This is a genomic window from Streptomyces sp. VRA16 Mangrove soil, assembly GCF_017377775.1.
Classification (GTDB): Bacteria; Actinomycetota; Actinomycetes; order Streptomycetales; family Streptomycetaceae; genus Streptomyces.
This window is the reverse complement of the sequence record NZ_JAFVLN010000030.1, coordinates 1-16,749: the sequence shown is the minus strand read 5'-3', so window position 1 is coordinate 16,749 and position 16,749 is coordinate 1. Positions and strand designations below refer to the sequence as shown.

Genomic DNA, 16,749 nt, shown 5'->3' with positions numbered 1-16,749 from the left:
CGCAGCCTTCCCCGTCGGGGAGATGCCGCACCGCAGGTGCGCATCTCAGGGGCGCACCCGGCAGACGCTCCCGGGATCAGCCCGCGTCGGGTTCCAGCTCCGCCACCCCCGTGACCCGGTGCAGGGGATACGTGCGGACCTCGTCCGCCGTGTGGTCGTACGCCGTCACGAACCCACCCTCGACCCGGATCGGCGCGATGACCCGCTGACTGGCGGAGCCCTCCGCGTTGACGTAGCCGATCCACAGCGTGTCGCCCGTCATGACCGCGGCCTGCATCGTGGCGAGGGTCTCGGCGGAGCTGGTGCGCGGGAGTTCCCCGCTCTGGGCCGTCGGGGCCTGCTTGCGCGGGGTCGTCGCCGCGGCGTCGCCCGCGCGGATCGCCCGGATCGCGGCGTCGAGCAGGGTGTCGCCGGGGAGCGGAGGGCCGTCGGGGACCGGCTCGGGGGCGGTGCGCGGCGGGGTGCGGTGGGCGAGGGCGCGGGTGATCAGGACATCGCCCTCGGGGGTCTCGGCGGCCGGGGCGAAGCCCATCGCGCGCAGGCCCTCCAGGAGCGTGCCGGGGTCGGCCTGGGCGGCCAGCACCGTGGGGGCCAGGCGGCGCAGGCGCAGGCCCGCCGCCCGCTTGTCGGCGAGGATCTCGCCGAGCACGGCGTCGTCGTCGCAGCGGACGTACGCGGACGCGGCGCCGATGCGCAGGTGGCCGTGGCGGCGGGCGACGTCGTCGATGAGGTAGGCGAGGGGCTGGGGGACCGGGGTGCGGGAGTGCCGGGTCAGGAAGTCGTGCAGGTCGGAGGCGGTCCGGCCGGCGTCAAGGGCGCGGCGGACCGAGCCCGGCGTGAAGCGGTACACCGTCGCGCCGCCCTTCGACTCGACGTCCGCGAGGATCGCGAGGAACTCCGCGAGCGGGCGCTCCAGCGGGCCCGGGGCCACCGCCGTCAGGTCCGCCTGGAGCAGGACGTGGTCGAGGGGTTCGGGCAGGAGCGGGGCGAGCAGCTTCTCGGCGCGGGCCGCCGCCGCGGAGGCTTCGAGGGGCGTCCCGTCCGACGGGGGCAGCAGCGCCCGGCCCTGCGCGGACAGCGCCCCGCGCCCGGTGACGCCGATCAGCTCGGCCTCCGCCAGCGTCCACCCGGCGAGCCGGGTGCGCAGGTCGAGGGCGGCGGGCGCGGGCCGTTCCCAGGTGAGACGTGCCGTGACCGTCTCCGGGTCGGGGGACGCGCCCTCCGGAAGCGCCGCCAGCAGGGCCAGCACCCGGTGACGTACCTCGGGAGCCGCCGAACGGTCCAGGTGCGGGCCGAGCGCCGACAGCGTCCGGTCCTTGCCGTCGCGGCCGCCCACCAGACCGGACGTGCGCGTCGCCGCCAGCCACGCCGTCGCCAACTGCGTCCAGCGCCGCGCCGGGGGGCGCTCCAGCCACTCGTCGTACTCGGGCGTCGCCGCGTACCGTTCGTCGGCCTCGCCGTCCGACGCCAACAGGCCCGCCGCGTAGGCGAGTTCGACCCAGAACGCGGCGGTCTGCTCCGTCGTGTCGAGAGCGGTCGCGGTGCGCTTGAGGTCGCGGACGCTCAGGCCGCCCGCGCGCAGCACCGCGGGGCCGCCCTCGTCCCAGTCCTTCAGCAGCTCCTCGACCGTCGCGAGCGCCGTGTACGCCTGCGCCGCCGCCGTCGCGTCCACAACCTGTGGACGGTGCACTGCCTTCTCCCGTACCTCCGGCGCCAGCGGCTGCAGCGCGCGGTGGGCGCGGCCGCCGCGCAGATGCAGCGCCGCCTCGCGGGGCAGCACCACGGTGCCGGGGGTCGTGGGGACGAGCAGCGCCCGGTCGAGCAGCCAGCGCAGATGGGCGGCGGGCTGGGCGGTGACCTGCCCGTACGGCGGCCCCCACAGCAGCCGGTTCAGTACCTCGACGGACTCGGCCGGGGCCTCGTCCAGCAGCGCCGACATCCGCTGCTGGTCCGTGAACAGCGCGGTCAGCGCCGCCACCGCCGACACCGGGTCGTGGGTGCTCGGCAGGCCCGCCGCCGCCACGATGTCCTGGATGCGGCCCGGCGACATTCCCGCGGTGGCCTCGGCGACGGTCGGCCCCAGGCCGGTGGGGGACGGGTGCTGGGGGTGCGGGGCGAGCAGTTCACGGGCCGTGCGCACCAGGCGGAGCTGGTCGTCGCCGCCCCAGGCCAGCGCCTGCTCGCGCAGGGTCGCCACGGCGTGCGGCAGCGCGGCGGCCGTGTCCGGGCCCGGGAGCAGGGCCTCCAGGTCCGCGTACGTCGTCGGGTCCGGGGCCACCGCGAGGGCCTGCGCCACCTGCTGCGTGAAGCGGTCCAGGCGGTCCAGGGCGCGGATCACCGAGGCGCGGGTGCCGGCCCGGGTGGCGAGCTGTGTGAGGTCGTTCGGCACCGGGCCGAGCAGGTCGGGGCGGGCGCGCAGGAGGCGGGACAGGGAGAGGTCGTCCCGGGTGCGCAGGGCTTCCGCGAGGGAGCGGGGGGCCGCCGGTGTCTGCTCGTTGGGGCTCATCTTGTCCACGTTAGCGGGCGGTGGGGTGGGGCTGGAGGTCTTGGGGCCGCCCCTCCGTCCCTTCCCGCCCCGAAACCGGAGGCCGAGCCCCCGGGCCCCCTTGGTTCCGGCGTCCGGTTCCGGCGTCGGCCTTCCGTCGGCGGAGGCTTCTCGCGCCCCGCGGCGGAGCCGCTCAGGGACACGGCCCCGCGCCCCTGAGCGGCGCTGTAACGTCGGGGTCGTCAACTGTTCTGCCCCGGAGGGGACTTCGTGGGGATCGAGAGTGATCAGCTCGTCTTCGACTATCTGAGCCGGGTCGGGGACCTGGCCCACCAGCACCAGCTGCCGTCCGCGACGCGGATGCGGCTGGTCACGGAGTTGCGCGGGGAGATCGACCGGCGCCGCGCCAAGGCGACGGTCGACAGCCCGGCCGCCGTGCGCCGCATCCTCGACCGGCTCGGCACGCCCGAGCGGATCGTCGGCAGCGCCACCGGTGCCGGTGTCGCCGACCCGGCGGAACCGCTCACCCGGCCGGTGCCCGAGCAGCGCACCGGCGGGCGGCGCCGCATCGTGCCGCGGCCCCGCCGTGCCGCCGCGCCCGAGGTCCCCGACGACGCGCCCGCGCCGCCGCACCTGGCGGGCACCGACGAGCTCGGCGCCTCCGACGACGGCGCCGACTGGTGGCGGACGGGCGGCTCGGGCATGTCGCTCGCCGAGACGGACAGCGTGCCCGGCTTCGTCGGCGGCGTGGAGATCCCCGACATACTCAAGCCGCCACCGGCCCGGCGCGAGGGCCCGGACCTGCGCAAGCGCGCGGTGGAGCCCGAGGAGGCGGTGGAGGAGGCCGGGGCCGACGACGCCGCGGACGAGGAAGGGCCGCGGGCGCGGCGGATCCGGCTCGCGCCCGTCGGCGGCCTCACCAACCCGCTCCTGCTGCTCTCCGCCGTGGCCCTGGTCGTCGGCGCGGTCCTCGGCAACGTACTGGTGCTGCTGATCGGCTGGGCCGTCGTCTACCTCTCCCGCACCCTGACCGTCCTCCAGAAGAAGTTCGCGGTCTTCTGGCTGCCCGGCCTCGCCGTCACCGGCGGGATCGTCTGGCTGTGGGGGCGCAGTGCGGGGAAGTGGGGCGCGCCGATCGCCGAAGGGCGGATGAGCGGCGCGTTCGACGAGACCTGGCCGTGGGTGCTGCGGTGCGCCGCGATCGCCTCCGCGCTGTATCTGCTGTGGCGCTCGCAGCGCCCCCGGATCTGACCTGCCCGACCTGGCTGACCGGTCCGACCTGCCCGGTCACCTGGTGAGGTCGGACTGGAGCTCGGCGAGGATCTGGTTCGCCGCGGTGTAGCCGATGCCCTGGATCCACAGTTCGTCGTCCACCTGGAAGACCTTGCCGTCCTTGACGGCCTTCAGCTTGCGCCACAGGCCGCCCGTGGTGGTCTCGGTGACCTTCGCCTTGTTCGGGTTGCCGTACGTGGACGTGAAGATGACGTCCGCGTCCGCCTTGTCGATCTGCTCGGGGCTCACGTCGTACGAGAACCCGTCCTTGGCCTTGTCGGTGATCGCGGGCCGGCCGATGCCGACGTCGGCGAGGAGCGTGCCGATGTAGTTCTTCCTGCCGTAGATCCGGATGTCGGCGCCCTCCACGAACCGGACGACGTTGACGTCGACGTCCGCGGCCTTCGCCTTTCCGCCGAGCGCCTTCGTGACGGCGGCGACGTGCGTCGCGTACTTCTTGATCACCCGGTGGGCCTCGGCCGTCCTGCCGAGGGCGTCGGCGTGCACGAGGAAGTTCTGTTTCCAGGGGTAGCCGGTCGTCTCGGTGAGCACGGTCGGGGCGATGGCGCTGAGCTGCCGATAGCGCTGACCGTCGCGGATCTTGCTGCTGAGGATCAGATCGGGCTTCAGGCCCGCGATCTTCTCCAGGCTGGGGTTGGCGATCTCGCCGACCTCGGTGATGCCGCGGGTCCGGTCCGTGGGCAGGTACGAGAGGAAGGCGTCCTCGGCGCCGGCGCGGGTGGCGCCGACCGGTTTCACGCCGAGGGTGATCGCGGAGTCGAGTTCGGCGGTGTCCAGGACGACGACGCGCCGGGGGTGGTTCTTCACCTTCACGTCGCCCATGGCGGTCTCGACGGTGTGCGTACCGCCTCCGGCGGTCGACCCGGTGCTGTCCTTCTCCGGGTCGTCGGACGAGCAGGCCGTCAGGGTCAGCGCGGCGCCGAGGGCGAGGGCGGTGATGAGGGTGCCGCGGCGCTTGAGGGAGGCGTTCACTGTGGTGCCTTTCGGGTCGTCGGGCGGTCGTCGTGCGGGGCGGTTCGCTTTCGTCGTGGGGGGAGGGGGTGGCGCGGGCGACGGTGGGGCGTCTGCCCGGTTGCTCGTGCGTCGCCAGGTGCGGCTCGCGTCGTGGCTGGCCGCGCCTTCACCGATGAGATGCCGCACCGAAGGCGCGCGTCTCAGGGGCGCGGGGAACTGCGCGAGGACGGACCACCGGCCCGCGGGCGCTTCACGACCCGGCCTGCCACGGCGCTCCGGGCACCACCAACGGCGACCCCGTGACCGGGTCGGAGACCACCACGCACTCCAGGCCGAACACCTCGCGCACCAGCTCCGCCGTCACGACCTTCGCGGGCTCGCCCTCGGCCACGATCCGCCCCGCCTTCATCGCCACCAGATGATCGGCGTACCGCGCGGCCTGGTTCAGGTCGTGCAGCACGACAGCGACCGTACGCCCCTTGTCATGGTTCAACTGGCGTACCAGGTCCAGGACTTCGACCTGGTGCGCGATGTCCAGGTACGTCGTCGGCTCGTCCAGGAGCAGGATGTCCGTCTCCTGCGCCAGTGCCATCGCGATCCAGACCCGCTGCCGCTGCCCGCCGGACAGCTCGTCGACGCTGCGGTCCGCGAGGGCGGCGACGTCGGTGCGCTCCATCGCCTCGGTGACGGCCCGCTCGTCCGCGTCCGACCACTGCTGCCACCAGTGCTGATGCGGCTGGCGGCCGCGCGAGACCAGGTCGGCGACGGTGATCGCCTCGGGCGCCACCGGCGTCTGCGGCAGCAGCCCGATCTGCTGGGCGATCTTCTTCGTGGGCAGTTCGGCGAGCGCCCTGCCGTCGAGGAGGACCGAGCCGCCGGCCGGCTTCAGGAGCCGGCCGAGCGCGCGCAGGGTGGTCGACTTGCCGCATGCGTTCGGGCCGACGATGACCGTGACCTGCCCGTCGGGGACGGCCAGGTCGAGGCCGTGCACGACTTCCCGGTCGTCGTAGGCGAGCGTCAGATCGCGGGCCGAGAGCCGGCTCATGCGGTACCTCCGGAACGGGTGGAGCCGGCGCGGGCGGCGCCCCGGCCGCGCACGATCAGCCAGATCAGATACGGCGCCCCGACCGCGGCCGTGAGCACACCCACCGGCAGTTCGGTGGGGGAGAACAGGCGCCGGGCGAGCAGGTCGCCGACGACCACGATCAGCGCGCCCAGCAGCGCCGATGTGACCAGCGGGATCTGGGCGGTGCGGGTCACGCGCCGGGCGATCTGGGGCGCGAGCAGCGCCACGAAGTCGACGGGGCCCGCGGCGCCGGTGGCCAGCGACGCGAGGATCACGCCCAGCGCCACGAGCCCGAGCCGCACCCGTCCGAGCCGCACCCCGAGCGCGGTCGCGGTGTCGTCGTCGAGGGAGACGGTGCGCTGGGCCCGCGCCGCCCAGGCGACGGCGGGGACGAGGATCAGCAGGGCCGGCGCCAGGACGCGGGCCTCCGGCCAGCCGCGCCCGTTGAGCGAGCCGGTCATCCAGATCTGCGCCTGCTGGGCGACGAGATAGTCGCCCTTGGTCATGAACAGGGTGGTGACGGACCGCAGGGCGATCGCGAAGCCGATGCCGATCAGCACGAAACGGGTGGCGTGCAGCCCGCCGCGCCAGGCGAAGACGTAGACGAGGGCGGCGGCGAGCACGCCGCCCGCCACGGACACGTACGGCAGATACGCGTACGAGGTGAGCCCGAACGTCATGGCCGCCACCGTCACGGCGCTCGCGCCCTGGCTGATGCCGATGATGTCGGGGCTCGCGAGGGGGTTGCGGGCGACGGTCTGGATCAGTGCGCCCGCGACCCCGAACGCGGCGCCCACGAGCAGCCCCACGACCATCCGGGGCTCGCGCAGCGTCCCCACGACCAGCTCGTCCGGCGACGGCTGCCCGGTCAGCACCTTGACGACCTCGACGGGGCTGGTGAACGTCTCCCCGACGCAGAGATAGGCCAGACACCCGGCGGCGAGCAGCACCGCGCACACCGCCGCCACCACGGTCGCCCGCCGGTGCAGCAGGAACCGTGCGCGCCCGGCCCGCACGACCGCGTATCCGGCGGGACGTATTTTGGTCGCCGCGCTCACGCCGGCACCGCCTTCCTGCGGACCAGGGCCACCAGGAACGGCACCCCGATCAGTGCGGTCATCACTCCGGCGGGCACCTCGCTCGGCGGGAAGACGATGCGGCCCAGGGTGTCCGACACCAGGAGCATCACGGGGCCGACGAGCGCGGCCATCGGGAGCAGCCAGCGGTGGTCGGAGCCGACCACGGCGCGGGCGATGTGCGGCACGGCCAGGCCGATGAACGCGATCGGGCCCGCGGCCGCGACGCCGACCCCGGTGAGGATCGTCGCGCCGAGCCCGCCCACGACGCGTACGGTCGCCACCCGCTGCCCGAGCCCCTTCGCCACGTCCTCGCCGAGCGCGAGCGCGTCGAGACCACGGGCGACGGAGAGCACGAGCACCACGCCCACCAGCAGGAACGGCCAGACCTGGCCGACCAGGTCCGCGTCCCGGCCGGAGAGCGAGCCGACCTGCCAGAAGCGGAACTCGTCGAGCGCCGAGGCCTTCGTCGTCAGGACCGCCGTCGTCACCGAGACGAGCAGCGCGTTGATCGCGGCGCCGCCGAGCGCCAGCTTCACCGGCGTCGCGCCACCCCGCCCCCGCGCCGCGATCGCGTACACGGCGACGGCCGCGATCCCGGCCCCGGCGAAGGCGAACCAGACGTACCCGGTGAGCGTGTGGATGCCCAGATACGCGATGGCGAGCACGACGCCGACCGAGGCGCCCTGGCTGATGCCGAGGATGCCGGGGTCGGCGATGGGGTTGCGGGTGATGCCCTGGAGCACGGTTCCGGCCAGCGCGAGGCTCGCGCCGACCATGACGCCGACGACCGTGCGCGGCACGCGCAGCCCCCTGACCACCTCGGCGGCATCGCTGTGCCCGCCGTGCAGCAGGGCGTCGAGAACGGCGGACGGGGCGATGGCGCGGGCCCCCACCGCGAGGCTGAGCAGCACCGCGAGCACCAGGGCCACGGCTGCCGCCACGATCGCGAAGACCCTCACGGCACCGGGTCTGACGGGCATGAGCAGGGTCTCCCAGGAGTGCGGCGTGGGCTTGGTAAGCCTTAGCTAAGTATGTGTTGTGAAGTGTCATCGTATGCCCGGGGCACAATGGCGCTCATGGCTGCCCTCAACGACCCCACGCCCACCGGTTCCGTCACCGGCCCCGTCGTCGGCTTCGACCTCGACATGACGCTGATCGACTCCCGCCCCGGAATCCGGGCGACCTGGGCGGCCCTCGCCGAGCAGACCGGCGCGCACATCGACGCGGACCTGGTCGTCACGCGCCTGGGGCCGCCGCTGGAGCAGGAGATGGCGCACTGGTTCCCGGCCGAGCGGATTCCGGCCATGAGCGAGCTCTACCGTGAGATGTATCCCACATACGCGATCGAGGGGACGCTCCCGATGCCGGGCGTCCACGAGACGATCGCCGCCGTGCACGCGGCGGGCGGCCGGGCGGTCGTCGTCACCGCGAAGTACGAGCCCAACGCCAAGCTGCACCTCGCGCACCTGGGCATCGCCGCGGACGCCGTCGTCGGCAACCTGTGGGCGGAGGGCAAGGGCGAGGCGCTGCGCGAGCACGGCGCGAGCGTCTACGTCGGCGACCACACCGGCGACGTACGCGGCGCACGCACCGCGGGGGCGCTCTCGGTGGCGGTCACCACGGGCCCGTGCGACGCGGCGGAACTGCGCACGGCGGGCGCGGACGTGATCCTGTCCGACCTCACCGCGTTCCCGGCCTGGCTGGCGGGCTACGTCGCGCAGGAGCGCGCCTGACGCCCGCCCGTCACCCGGCCACCGCCCCTCACCGACGCCCCTGCGCGGCGGCCGCCGCCCGCTGCACCGCGATGCCGCGCAGCACCCCCGCCGCGGCCAGCAGGAAGCCGACGCCCATCAGCATGCACACCGCGTAGGCGACCGGCGGGAACGGGTCGGTGTGGAGGAACAGCGGGGCCATCGTGACGAGGGTGGCGATCGCCCCCACGACGAAGACGATGCCGCCCGCTTTCACGAGCCCGTCACCGGGTCCGGTCTCGGCCGCCCGGGAATTGGCTTGGGTTTTGTCACGCACCCCGCCAGGGTAGTTCCCAGCCCAGAGAGACAATCCACGAACCCTTCGGTGACGTCTTGTCACCGGCTCCGTGCCCCATAGTCTTGGTGACAGCGGGTCGGTATCGAGGTATCGACCCGCTGTACTGCTATCCAGAGCGTTTTCTTTCTAGTACGAGGACGAGGACTTCACGTGCCTACCGGCAAGGTCAAGTGGTTCAACAGCGAGAAGGGCTTCGGCTTCCTCTCCCGCGACGACGGCGGCGACGTCTTCGTGCACTCCTCCGTACTTCCCGCCGGCGTCGACTCCCTCAAGCCCGGCCAGCGGGTCGAGTTCGGGGTGGTCGCGGGCCAGCGCGGCGACCAGGCGCTCTCGGTCACGATTCTCGACCCGACCCCGTCCGTGGCCGCGGCCCAGCGCCGCAAGCCGGACGAACTGGCGTCGATCGTCCAGGACCTGACGACGCTTCTGGAGAACATCACGCCGATGCTGGAGCGCGGCCGCTACCCCGACAAGGCCGCGGGCAAGAAGATCGCGGGCCTGCTGCGCGCGGTCGCGGATCAGCTCGACGTCTGAGTTCTGCGGCTGCGTGGGGGCGACCGGCCCCCACCGGCCGTCAGCCGACACGCTGCGTGTCGAGCCACTCCTCGATCGACGGGCCCACGATCCGCGCCGATGCGGGAGCCAGCTGGACTCCCGAGGCCAGCTCCGGGATCGCCGCGGGGACCGCCTTCACCGGCCGCCGGTCCCCCCGTACCGAGAGCAGCCGGGCGGTCAGCTCGGGCAGCCGGACCGTTTCGGGGCCGGACAGCTCGACCACCGCCGGCGCGGCGTCGGCGACGACGAGTTCGGCCACGACATCGGCCACGGTGTCGGCGGCCACCGGCTGAATCAGCCAGTCCCCGACGGTCACCTCGGAGTCGTCGAAGGCGACGGCCGCCGGATTGGTCGCGAACTCGTGCCACTGCGTCGTCTTCACCACCGTCCCGCGCAGCCCGCTCGCCGCCACCGCCTTCTCCTGCTCCCGCTTGGCGACGTAGTACGGATGCCGGTCGAACACCGGGTCCTCGATGTTGCAGATGGACACCAGCAGGAACCGGCCGACGCCCAGGTCGCGCGCCGTGTCGAGCAGCAGCCGCGTGGCCCCGGCGACGACCTCGACGACATCGGCGGCCGGATCGGACGGGAACGCGTTCGCCGCGTCGATCACCGCGTCCGCCCCGGTGAGCGCCTCCTTCAGGCCGGCACCGGTGTGCAGGTCGACCCCGGCGGCGCGGGAGACCGGCACCACGGTGTGACCGGCCGCCGCGAGCCGGGCGGTGATCTTCCTGCCGACCGTTCCGGTGGCCCCCGCGACGGCGATTCTGCTCATGATCCGCACCCTCTTCTGTGACGTCCGCTCGGTACGTCTTCGAATCTACGGCGCGAAGAGACCCGCCGTGTGGTGCATTTCAGGGCCGGAAATCCGGGTCAATCACGGGAACGCGAGCGCGTCCGGGCCGAGCGCCGGGACCAGGCCCTCCGCCGCGGCCCGGGTGAGCAGCCCGCGGATCGCCGCGTAGCCGTCGTCGCCGAGGTCGGCGGTGAACTCGTTGACGTACAGGCCGATGTGCTGGTCGGCGACGGCCGGGTCCATCTCCTGCGCGTGCTCCATCACGTACGGGCGCGAGGCCTCCGGCTCGTCCCACGCCATCCGCACCGAGGTGCGCACCGCGTCCGCGTAGCCGCGCAGCTTCTCGGCGCCCAGGTCGCGGCGGGCGATGATCGCGCCGAGCGGGATCGGCAGACCGGTCGTGGCCTCCCAGTGCTCGCCCATGTCGGCGAGCTTGTGCAGGCCGTAGTTCTGGTACGTGAAGCGGGCCTCGTGGATGACGAGCCCGGCGTCGATCTTCCCGTCGCGCACGGCGGGCATGATCTCGTGGAACGGCATGACGACGATCTCGCCGACCCCGCCGCCCGGGACGGTGTCGGCCGCCCACAGCCGGAACAGCAGGTACGCGGTGGAGGTCTCGCTCGGTACGGCCACGCGCTTGTCGGAGAGGTCGACGCCCGGCTCGCGGGTGAGGACGAGGGGGCCGCAGCCCCGGCCCAGCGCGCCGCCGCAGGGCAGCAGGGCGTAGTCGTCGAGGACGTACGGCAGGACCGCGTAGCTCACCTTCAGGACGTCGTACGTGTCCTCGCGGCGCTCCGCGATCCCGTTGGTGATGTCGATGTCGGCGAACGTCACGTCGAGCGCGGGGGCGCCGGGGACGCGGCCGTGGGCCCAGGCGTCGAAGACGAAGGTGTCGTTCGGGCAGGGGGAGTAGGCGATGCGTACAGCGGTCTCGGTCATGTCTTCTTCCAACTCTCCAGTACGGGCGCCGACTTCCCGAACGCGTCGGTGAGCGCGGCCAGCGCGTCGCCGATGCGCCAGGCGGCGCGGTCGCGGGGCCCGACGGCGTTGGAGACCGTCCGTATCTCGGCCACGGGCACGCTGTGCGCGGCGGCGGCCTCGGCGACGCCGAAGCCCTCCATCGCCTCGGCGACGGCGCCCGGGTGCACCTGGGCGAGCAGCGCGGCACGCTCGGCGGTGCCGGTCACCGTGGAGACGGTGAGCACGGTGCCGACGGTGGCCCCGGTGACCGCGGCGAGGTCTCGTACGAGGGAAGCCGGCGGACGGTGGGTGACGGTGCCGAAGCCGAGTTCGGTGACGGGGACGAAGCCGTCGGGGGTCTCGGCGCCCAGGTCCGCGGCGGTGATCGCGTCGGCGATCAGGACCGTGCCGGGCGGGGCGGTGAAGCCGCCGGCGATGCCGGCCGAGACGACGAGCGTGTACGGCCGGCCCTGCAGCGTGGCGGTGGTCAGTGCGGTGGCGGTCCTGGCCGCGGCGGCCGCGGGTCCCACACCGGCGGCGATGACGTCGATCGCCGGGTACCCGTCACCCAGACCGCGCGCCACCGCGTCCCGCTCGGCGGGGACGGCGGTGGCGATCAGGACGCGGGCCGTGGTGTCCGTCAGAAGTCCTTCTCCAGCTTGAACGTCCACAGGCCGTACGCCTTGGAGCCGCTGCCTTCCAGGACCGTCACGGTGGTGGTCTTGCCGGTGGCGCCGTACTGCTGGTTGAAGAAGACGCTCGCCGGGATCGCGCGGTACGTCTTGTCGCTGGCGTCGCTGAGCGCCTGACCGTTCATCAGGATCGTCCACTTGTGGTCGGCGACCTCGGGGTCGACGCCGAAGCGGACCTTGCTGTCCGGGTCGCTGATCTTGATGGACTTGGCGTCCTTGTCCTTCAGGCAGCCCTGGAGGGACGACGGCTTGAGTGCCTTGCCGTCGTCGTAGCAGCTGGCCTCGGAGTTCACCGTGCTGCTGCCCACCGTGACGGTGGCCAGCGGGGTCGGCTTGTCGCAGGCGGAGAGGACGAGCAGTCCGGCGCCGACGGCGCCGACGGCGGCCAGGGCGCGGCGGTGGCGCGCGGCGAAACGCTGGGAGGTCATGGCGGAAGGCTATCTGGCGGCTCCGCTGCCGCTCTGGGTGGGGCGTGTGTCGGCGTGCCCGAGGGCGCGGACGCTCAGGGCCTGTCCGGCGGATCGTGTCGCGGGCGCGGGGTCCGGCGCTCCGACCTGCGGCGTTGTCGTCGGTGGCCAACGCTGTGCGGTGACGCCCTCCGGCGCCTCGCAGCTCGACGCGCCGGACCCCGCTCACCGGCAAGGAAAGGCGCGGGCCACCCGGATGCGGCCTGATCCTCCCCCAGCCTCCGCCGGGGGGCTCCCTGGACCGGCCTTAGGCCACCCGGGGCCGGGCCGGGCCGCGGCGGGCCGAGGCCAGGAGGCCGCGGACCGTGGTGAGCCAGCCCACCGCCACGATCCCGGCCGCGACGGAGAGGCCCAGCGATCCGACCAGCGGCAGCGCGATCCCGATCGCGCCGCCCAGCACCCAGGCCACCTGGAGCAGCGTCTCCGAGCGCGCGAACGCCGAGGTGCGCACCGCCTCCGGCACGTCCCGCTGGATCGTCGCGTCCAGCGACAGCTTCGCCAGCGCCTGCGCGAACCCGGCGACCGCCGCGAGGCATGCCGTCATGAACGCCCCGAAGAACACCGCCGAGACGACCGCCACGCCGAGCACCACGGCCACCACGGTCACGATGATGATCTCGGGCGCCCGCGCCTTCAGCCAGGCCCCTACAGCCGTCCCCAGCGCGTTCCCCGCCCCCGCCGCCACGCCGACGATGCCCAGCGAGACCGCGGCGCTCTGCCCGGTCATCGGATGCTCGCGCAGCAGGAACGCCAGGAAGAAGATCAGGAAGCCGGACAGGCACTTCAGCGAGGCGTTCGCCGCGAGCGCGTGGGTGACGGCCGGGCCGACGGTCCGCAGCCCCGGCTTGCGCTGCCGCTCCTGGCGCTTGGCGGGGCCGTGCACATGCTCCTCGTCGGCGGCGAGCACCGCCCGGCTCTCGCCCTTCGCCGAGTCGACCTTGTGCGGCATCGAGAACGACAGGAACATCCCGGACACGTAGAGCACGAACGCCCCGTACAGCGGCCAGCGCGGCCCGATCGTCTGGAGCCCCGCCCCGACCGGCGCCGCCGCGCCGGTGGCGAGCAGCCCGGCGAGGGTCACCCGCGAATTGGCCTTCACCAGGGAGAAGCGGGGCGGCAGCAGCCGTGGCACGACCGCGGAGCGCACGACCCCGTACGCCTTCGAGGCGACCAGCACCCCGAGCGCCGCCGGATACAGCTCCAGGCTGCCGCTGGCCACGGCGCCCGAAAGGATCAGCGCGAGCAGCGCCCGCGCCAGCATGGATCCGGCCATCGCGGCCCGCCGCCCGTGCGGCAGCCGGTCCAGGAGCGGACCGATGACGGGGGCGAGGACCGTGAACGGCGCCATCGTGATCGCCAGATACAGCGCCACCCGGCCGCGCGCCTCGTCCGTCGGCACCGAGAAGAACACCGTCGACGCGAGGGCGACCGTGATCATGACGTCGCCCGCGCCGTTCACCGCGTGCAGTTCGATGAGTTTTCCGAGGCCCGACTCGCCCGCGCCGTGCGCGTGTGTCGCCTTCCGGATTCCGCGCGCCGTGCCCGTGAACGGCATCCGCAGGGCACGCCCGACCTTGCGGACGGCCCCGCGTACCGGGCCCGAACCGCTGTACTCGTAGCGCGTCGCCCCCGACGCACCGGACGACGACCTTGCGGCAGCCACCCAGCCATAGTGCCCCGTGAACGGGCGTACTAGTGCCGATATGGGCATGCGGGTCGGCTTTGGCGACCGGTGCGGCTCGTACGTCGGTGTGGGCGCAGGGCGTGGAACGAGGTAGCGTGCGTAGCGCGCCCGCGGCGGTTGTTCTCGGCCGCGCGCCTCTCGGCCATCCCGCAGAATGGATGGCGTAGGTGCGCCCGGAACGTCGGGCGCGGACGTCGACGCGGCCCTCAGGTCCGCTCCGTCCGCGCTCCCGCTTCACCGGATGGCGCACTCGTGAGACGGCGTAGGAGAGAAGCGATACCTGTGAGCGCAGCGACAACGCGAAGCCGCACCCCTGACCGTCTGTGCGCCGAGGCGGTCGACATCGCCCGCGCCGCCGCCGAGGAGGCCGCGGCCCCCGGAGTGGTCGGCGAGCACGTCGAGTCGGTCGTCGAGGGCGATCGCGTCCTCACGCATCTCTTCGAGTGCAAGGAGTTCGGCTACCGCGGCTGGCGCTGGGCCGTCACCGTCGCCCGTGCCTCGCGCGCCAAGTACGTCACGCTCGACGAGGTCGTGCTGCTGCCGGGCCCGGACGCCCTGCTGGCCCCCGAGTGGGTGCCGTGGAGCGAGCGGCTGCGCCCCGGCGACATGGGTCCTGGGGACCTGCTGCCGACCGAGTCGGACGATCTGCGCCTGGAGCCCGGTTTCTCCGGCGAGGACGTGCCGCCGCCGAACTCGCCGGTCTCCGAGGAGATGGCCGAGCTGGTCGAGGCCGAGGACGCCGAGGTCACCGAGGGGCCCGTCGCCGAGCTGCCGGTCGCCCCCTCGCGCGGGTCGATCACGTCCGTCGCCGAGGAGCTCGGCATGCGGCGCGCGCGGGTGCTCTCCCGGTACGGGCTCCATGTCGCCGCCGACCGGTGGGAGGAGTCCTTCGGCGCGAAGACCCCGATGGCGCAGGCCGCGCCGTCGACGTGCGTCTCGTGCGGGTTCCTCTGCCCGATCGGCGGGTCGCTCGGGCAGGCGTTCGGTGTCTGCGCGAATGAGTTCTCGCCTGCGGACGGGCGGGTCGTCTCGCTCTCGTACGGGTGCGGGGGGCACTCCGAGGCGGCCGTCATGCCGAAGCCGCCGCGGCCGGCTCCGCCGGTGATCGACGAGACCGTGGTGGACGTTCTCCCGCTCCGCCCCGAGCCCGACGCGGGTTCGGTCGGCGCCACCCCGGAGGGCCCCGAGGACCTCGGCCACTCGTAGCGCCCTTTCGTCTGCCGGGTGCCCTTGCCGGGCGGGTGCGGGTGGTGTGTGGCTGGTCGCGCAGTTCCCCGCGCCCCTGAGATGCGCACCTCCGGTGCGGCATCTCAGGGGCGCGGGGCCGTGTCGATCAGCCCCCACCACCCGCACCCGGCATCGCACCCCACGAGCCACCCCCGCGAGCCGCGATACCGTGCGCCCGGACATTTCAGCGCCGCAGAGGGAGACACGGGTGAGCGTCAGCAAGCCGGCACCGGAGGGCATGGACCCGTTCGGCACCGCCAGACTGCGGCGGGGTGTGCTGGACGCCTGGGTGAGCAGCGCCGCCCGGTTCCGGGAGGACGCCAACGCCGAGGAGGACCTCGCCCTCGGCGGCTACCGCGACCGCCTGGTCGTCGAACTCGCCCAGAACGCCGCGGACGCCGCCGCCCGCGCCGGGGCCGAGGGCCGTCTCGCCCTCACCCTGAAGGACGGCGTGCTGGCCGCCGCGAACACCGGCGCCCCGCTGGACGCGACCGGCGTCGAGTCGCTCTCCACGCTGCGCGCGTCCGCCAAGCGGGACGGTGACCACAGCGGCACCGTGGGCCGTTTCGGTGTCGGGTTCGCCGCCGTGCTGGCCGTCTCGGACGAGCCCGCCGTCGTCGGGCGCACCGGAGGCGTGCGCTGGTCGCTCGCCGAGGCCAGGGACGCCGCCGCCGACGTGGCCCGGCACAGCCCCGCCCTCGGCGACGAACTGCGCCGCCGCGACGGCCACGTGCCGCTGCTGAGGCTCCCGTTCGCAGCTGAGGGCCAGGCCCCCGACACGTACGACACCGTGGTCATCCTGCCGCTGCGGGACGCCGCAGCCGAGGCGCTCGCGGCCCGGCTGCTCGACGAGGTCGACGACACCCTGCTGCTCGCCCTGCCCGGCCTCGCCGAGGTCACCGTCACCACCGACGCCGGCACCCGCACCCTGCGCCGCCGCGGCCCGTCGGACGACGACCCGTACACCGTCATCGCGGACGACGCCCGTGAGCCCGCCGAGCTGCGCTGGCGCACCGTCGCTCGCGACGGCACCCTGGCCGCCGACCTCCTCGCCGACCGGCCCGTCGAGGAACGCCTGCGCCCGCACTGGTCCGTCACCTGGGCCGTCCCGGTGGACGCCGAAGGCGCCCCGCAGCGGCCGCGCAGCGCGCCCGTGCTGCACGCGCCCACCCCGAGCGACGAGGCCCTGGGCGTGCCCGCGCTGCTCATCGCCTCGTTCCCGCTGGACACCGCGCGCCGGCACGTCGCGCCAGGACCGCTCACCGACCACCTGGTGCAGCGCGCCGCCGACGCCTACGCCGAACTGCTGGAGTCCTGGCGGCCCGTGGGGACCGGCATCCTCGACCTCGTCCCCGGGCCGCTCGGCAAGAGCGAGCTGGACGGCGCGCTGCGCGCCGCGATCCTGGAACGCCTGCCCCGCACACCTTTTCTCCCGCCCGCCC

The 16,749-nt window shown here is 73.9% G+C and carries 16 protein-coding genes; 5 read left to right on the top strand and 11 right to left on the bottom strand.

Features of this window, described 5'->3' with window-relative positions; all coding sequences use genetic code 11:
• Positions 1–76: 76 nt before the first annotated feature.
• Positions 77–2,506, bottom strand: a complete 2,430-nt coding sequence (locus J3486_RS42445) for a helicase-associated domain-containing protein (protein ID WP_207829710.1) — start codon at positions 2,504–2,506, stop codon at positions 77–79.
• A 249-nt stretch (positions 2,507–2,755) separates the two neighbouring features.
• On the opposite strand from J3486_RS42445, the gene J3486_RS42440 reads away from it, so the two are divergent.
• Positions 2,756–3,736, top strand: coding sequence for a hypothetical protein (locus J3486_RS42440; protein WP_207829706.1), 981 nt, complete (start codon positions 2,756–2,758; stop codon positions 3,734–3,736).
• Between the two features lie 36 nt (positions 3,737–3,772).
• Here the strand turns inward: J3486_RS42440 and J3486_RS42435 are convergent, their stop codons facing one another.
• The 4 genes from J3486_RS42435 to J3486_RS42420 form a co-directional block, all read right to left on the bottom strand.
• Positions 3,773–4,750, bottom strand: a complete 978-nt coding sequence (locus J3486_RS42435) for an ABC transporter substrate-binding protein (RefSeq protein ID WP_207829703.1) — start codon at positions 4,748–4,750, stop codon at positions 3,773–3,775.
• A 232-nt stretch (positions 4,751–4,982) separates the two neighbouring features.
• Positions 4,983–5,777 (bottom strand): ABC transporter ATP-binding protein, encoded by a 795-nt coding sequence (locus J3486_RS42430; RefSeq protein WP_207829701.1) that lies wholly within the window; start codon positions 5,775–5,777, stop codon positions 4,983–4,985.
• The gene (locus J3486_RS42425; protein ID WP_207829699.1) at positions 5,774–6,856 is read right to left on the bottom strand and encodes an iron chelate uptake ABC transporter family permease subunit; all 1,083 of its coding nucleotides are present in this window, start codon (positions 6,854–6,856) and stop codon (positions 5,774–5,776) included. The genes J3486_RS42430 and J3486_RS42425 overlap by 4 nt, the downstream gene beginning before the upstream one ends.
• On the bottom strand, positions 6,853–7,857 hold the full coding sequence (locus J3486_RS42420; RefSeq protein WP_207829697.1) for an iron ABC transporter permease: 1,005 nt from the start codon (positions 7,855–7,857) through the stop codon (positions 6,853–6,855). The genes J3486_RS42425 and J3486_RS42420 overlap by 4 nt, the downstream gene beginning before the upstream one ends.
• An 87-nt stretch (positions 7,858–7,944) precedes the next feature.
• On the opposite strand from J3486_RS42420, the gene J3486_RS42415 reads away from it, so the two are divergent.
• Positions 7,945–8,610: an HAD family hydrolase gene (locus tag J3486_RS42415; protein ID WP_207829695.1), complete on the top strand. Its 666-nt coding sequence runs from the start codon at positions 7,945–7,947 to the stop codon at positions 8,608–8,610.
• Between the two features lie 28 nt (positions 8,611–8,638).
• Here J3486_RS42415 and J3486_RS42410 read toward each other — a convergent pair whose 3' ends face one another.
• Positions 8,639–8,905 carry a hypothetical protein gene (locus J3486_RS42410; RefSeq protein WP_207829685.1) on the bottom strand — a complete coding sequence of 89 codons (267 nt, stop codon included), beginning with the start codon at positions 8,903–8,905 and terminating at the stop codon, positions 8,639–8,641.
• Positions 8,906–9,076: 171 nt separating this feature from the next.
• Between J3486_RS42410 and J3486_RS45080 the strand changes: the two genes are divergently transcribed.
• Positions 9,077–9,460, top strand: a complete 384-nt coding sequence (locus tag J3486_RS45080) for a cold-shock protein (RefSeq protein WP_207829683.1) — start codon at positions 9,077–9,079, stop codon at positions 9,458–9,460.
• A 40-nt stretch (positions 9,461–9,500) separates the two neighbouring features.
• On the opposite strand, the gene J3486_RS42400 is transcribed toward J3486_RS45080, so the two are convergent.
• The 5 genes from J3486_RS42400 to J3486_RS42380 all read right to left on the bottom strand — a co-directional run bounded on the left by J3486_RS42400 (position 9,501) and on the right by J3486_RS42380 (position 14,059).
• Positions 9,501–10,256, bottom strand: a complete 756-nt coding sequence (locus tag J3486_RS42400) for an SDR family oxidoreductase (protein WP_207829681.1) — start codon at positions 10,254–10,256, stop codon at positions 9,501–9,503.
• Between the two features lie 102 nt (positions 10,257–10,358).
• Positions 10,359–11,216, bottom strand: a complete 858-nt coding sequence (locus J3486_RS42395) for a 1,4-dihydroxy-6-naphthoate synthase (protein ID WP_207829679.1) — start codon at positions 11,214–11,216, stop codon at positions 10,359–10,361.
• A complete protein-coding gene (locus tag J3486_RS42390; RefSeq protein WP_207829676.1) occupies positions 11,213–11,908 on the bottom strand; it encodes a futalosine hydrolase in 696 nt (231 codons plus the stop codon). Before J3486_RS42390 ends, J3486_RS42395 begins: the two co-directional genes overlap by 4 nt.
• The gene (locus tag J3486_RS42385) at positions 11,878–12,357 is read right to left on the bottom strand and encodes a DUF2771 domain-containing protein (protein ID WP_207829674.1); all 480 of its coding nucleotides are present in this window, start codon (positions 12,355–12,357) and stop codon (positions 11,878–11,880) included. Before J3486_RS42385 ends, J3486_RS42390 begins: the two co-directional genes overlap by 31 nt.
• A gap of 286 nt (positions 12,358–12,643) precedes the next feature.
• Positions 12,644–14,059, bottom strand: a complete 1,416-nt coding sequence (locus J3486_RS42380) for an MFS transporter (RefSeq protein WP_207829672.1) — start codon at positions 14,057–14,059, stop codon at positions 12,644–12,646.
• 303 nt (positions 14,060–14,362) lie between these two features.
• Between J3486_RS42380 and J3486_RS42375 the strand changes: the two genes are divergently transcribed.
• Together J3486_RS42375 and J3486_RS42370 are read left to right on the top strand one after the other, a co-directional pair.
• Positions 14,363–15,286 carry a DUF3027 domain-containing protein gene (locus tag J3486_RS42375; protein WP_207829670.1) on the top strand — a complete coding sequence of 308 codons (924 nt, stop codon included), beginning with the start codon at positions 14,363–14,365 and terminating at the stop codon, positions 15,284–15,286.
• 259 nt (positions 15,287–15,545) lie between these two features.
• Positions 15,546–16,749: sacsin N-terminal ATP-binding-like domain-containing protein (locus J3486_RS42370; protein ID WP_374194840.1), on the top strand; the 1,204-nt coding region annotated here is incomplete at its 3' end.

Bases quoted from the DNA above. Each gene is read 5' to 3' on its own strand.
- J3486_RS42445 (WP_207829710.1), bottom strand. From the start codon at position 2,506: ATGAGCCCCAACGAGCAGACACCGGCGGCCCCCCGCTCCCTCGCGGAA.
- J3486_RS42430 (WP_207829701.1), bottom strand. From the start codon at position 5,777: ATGAGCCGGCTCTCGGCCCGCGATCTGACGCTCGCCTACGACGACCGG.
- J3486_RS42420 (WP_207829697.1), bottom strand. From the start codon at position 7,857: ATGCCCGTCAGACCCGGTGCCGTGAGGGTCTTCGCGATCGTGGCGGCA.
- J3486_RS42415 (WP_207829695.1), top strand. From the start codon at position 7,945: ATGGCGCTCATGGCTGCCCTCAACGACCCCACGCCCACCGGTTCCGTC.
- J3486_RS42400 (WP_207829681.1), bottom strand. From the start codon at position 10,256: ATGAGCAGAATCGCCGTCGCGGGGGCCACCGGAACGGTCGGCAGGAAG.
- J3486_RS42395 (WP_207829679.1), bottom strand. From the start codon at position 11,216: ATGACCGAGACCGCTGTACGCATCGCCTACTCCCCCTGCCCGAACGAC.
- J3486_RS42385 (WP_207829674.1), bottom strand. From the start codon at position 12,357: ATGACCTCCCAGCGTTTCGCCGCGCGCCACCGCCGCGCCCTGGCCGCC.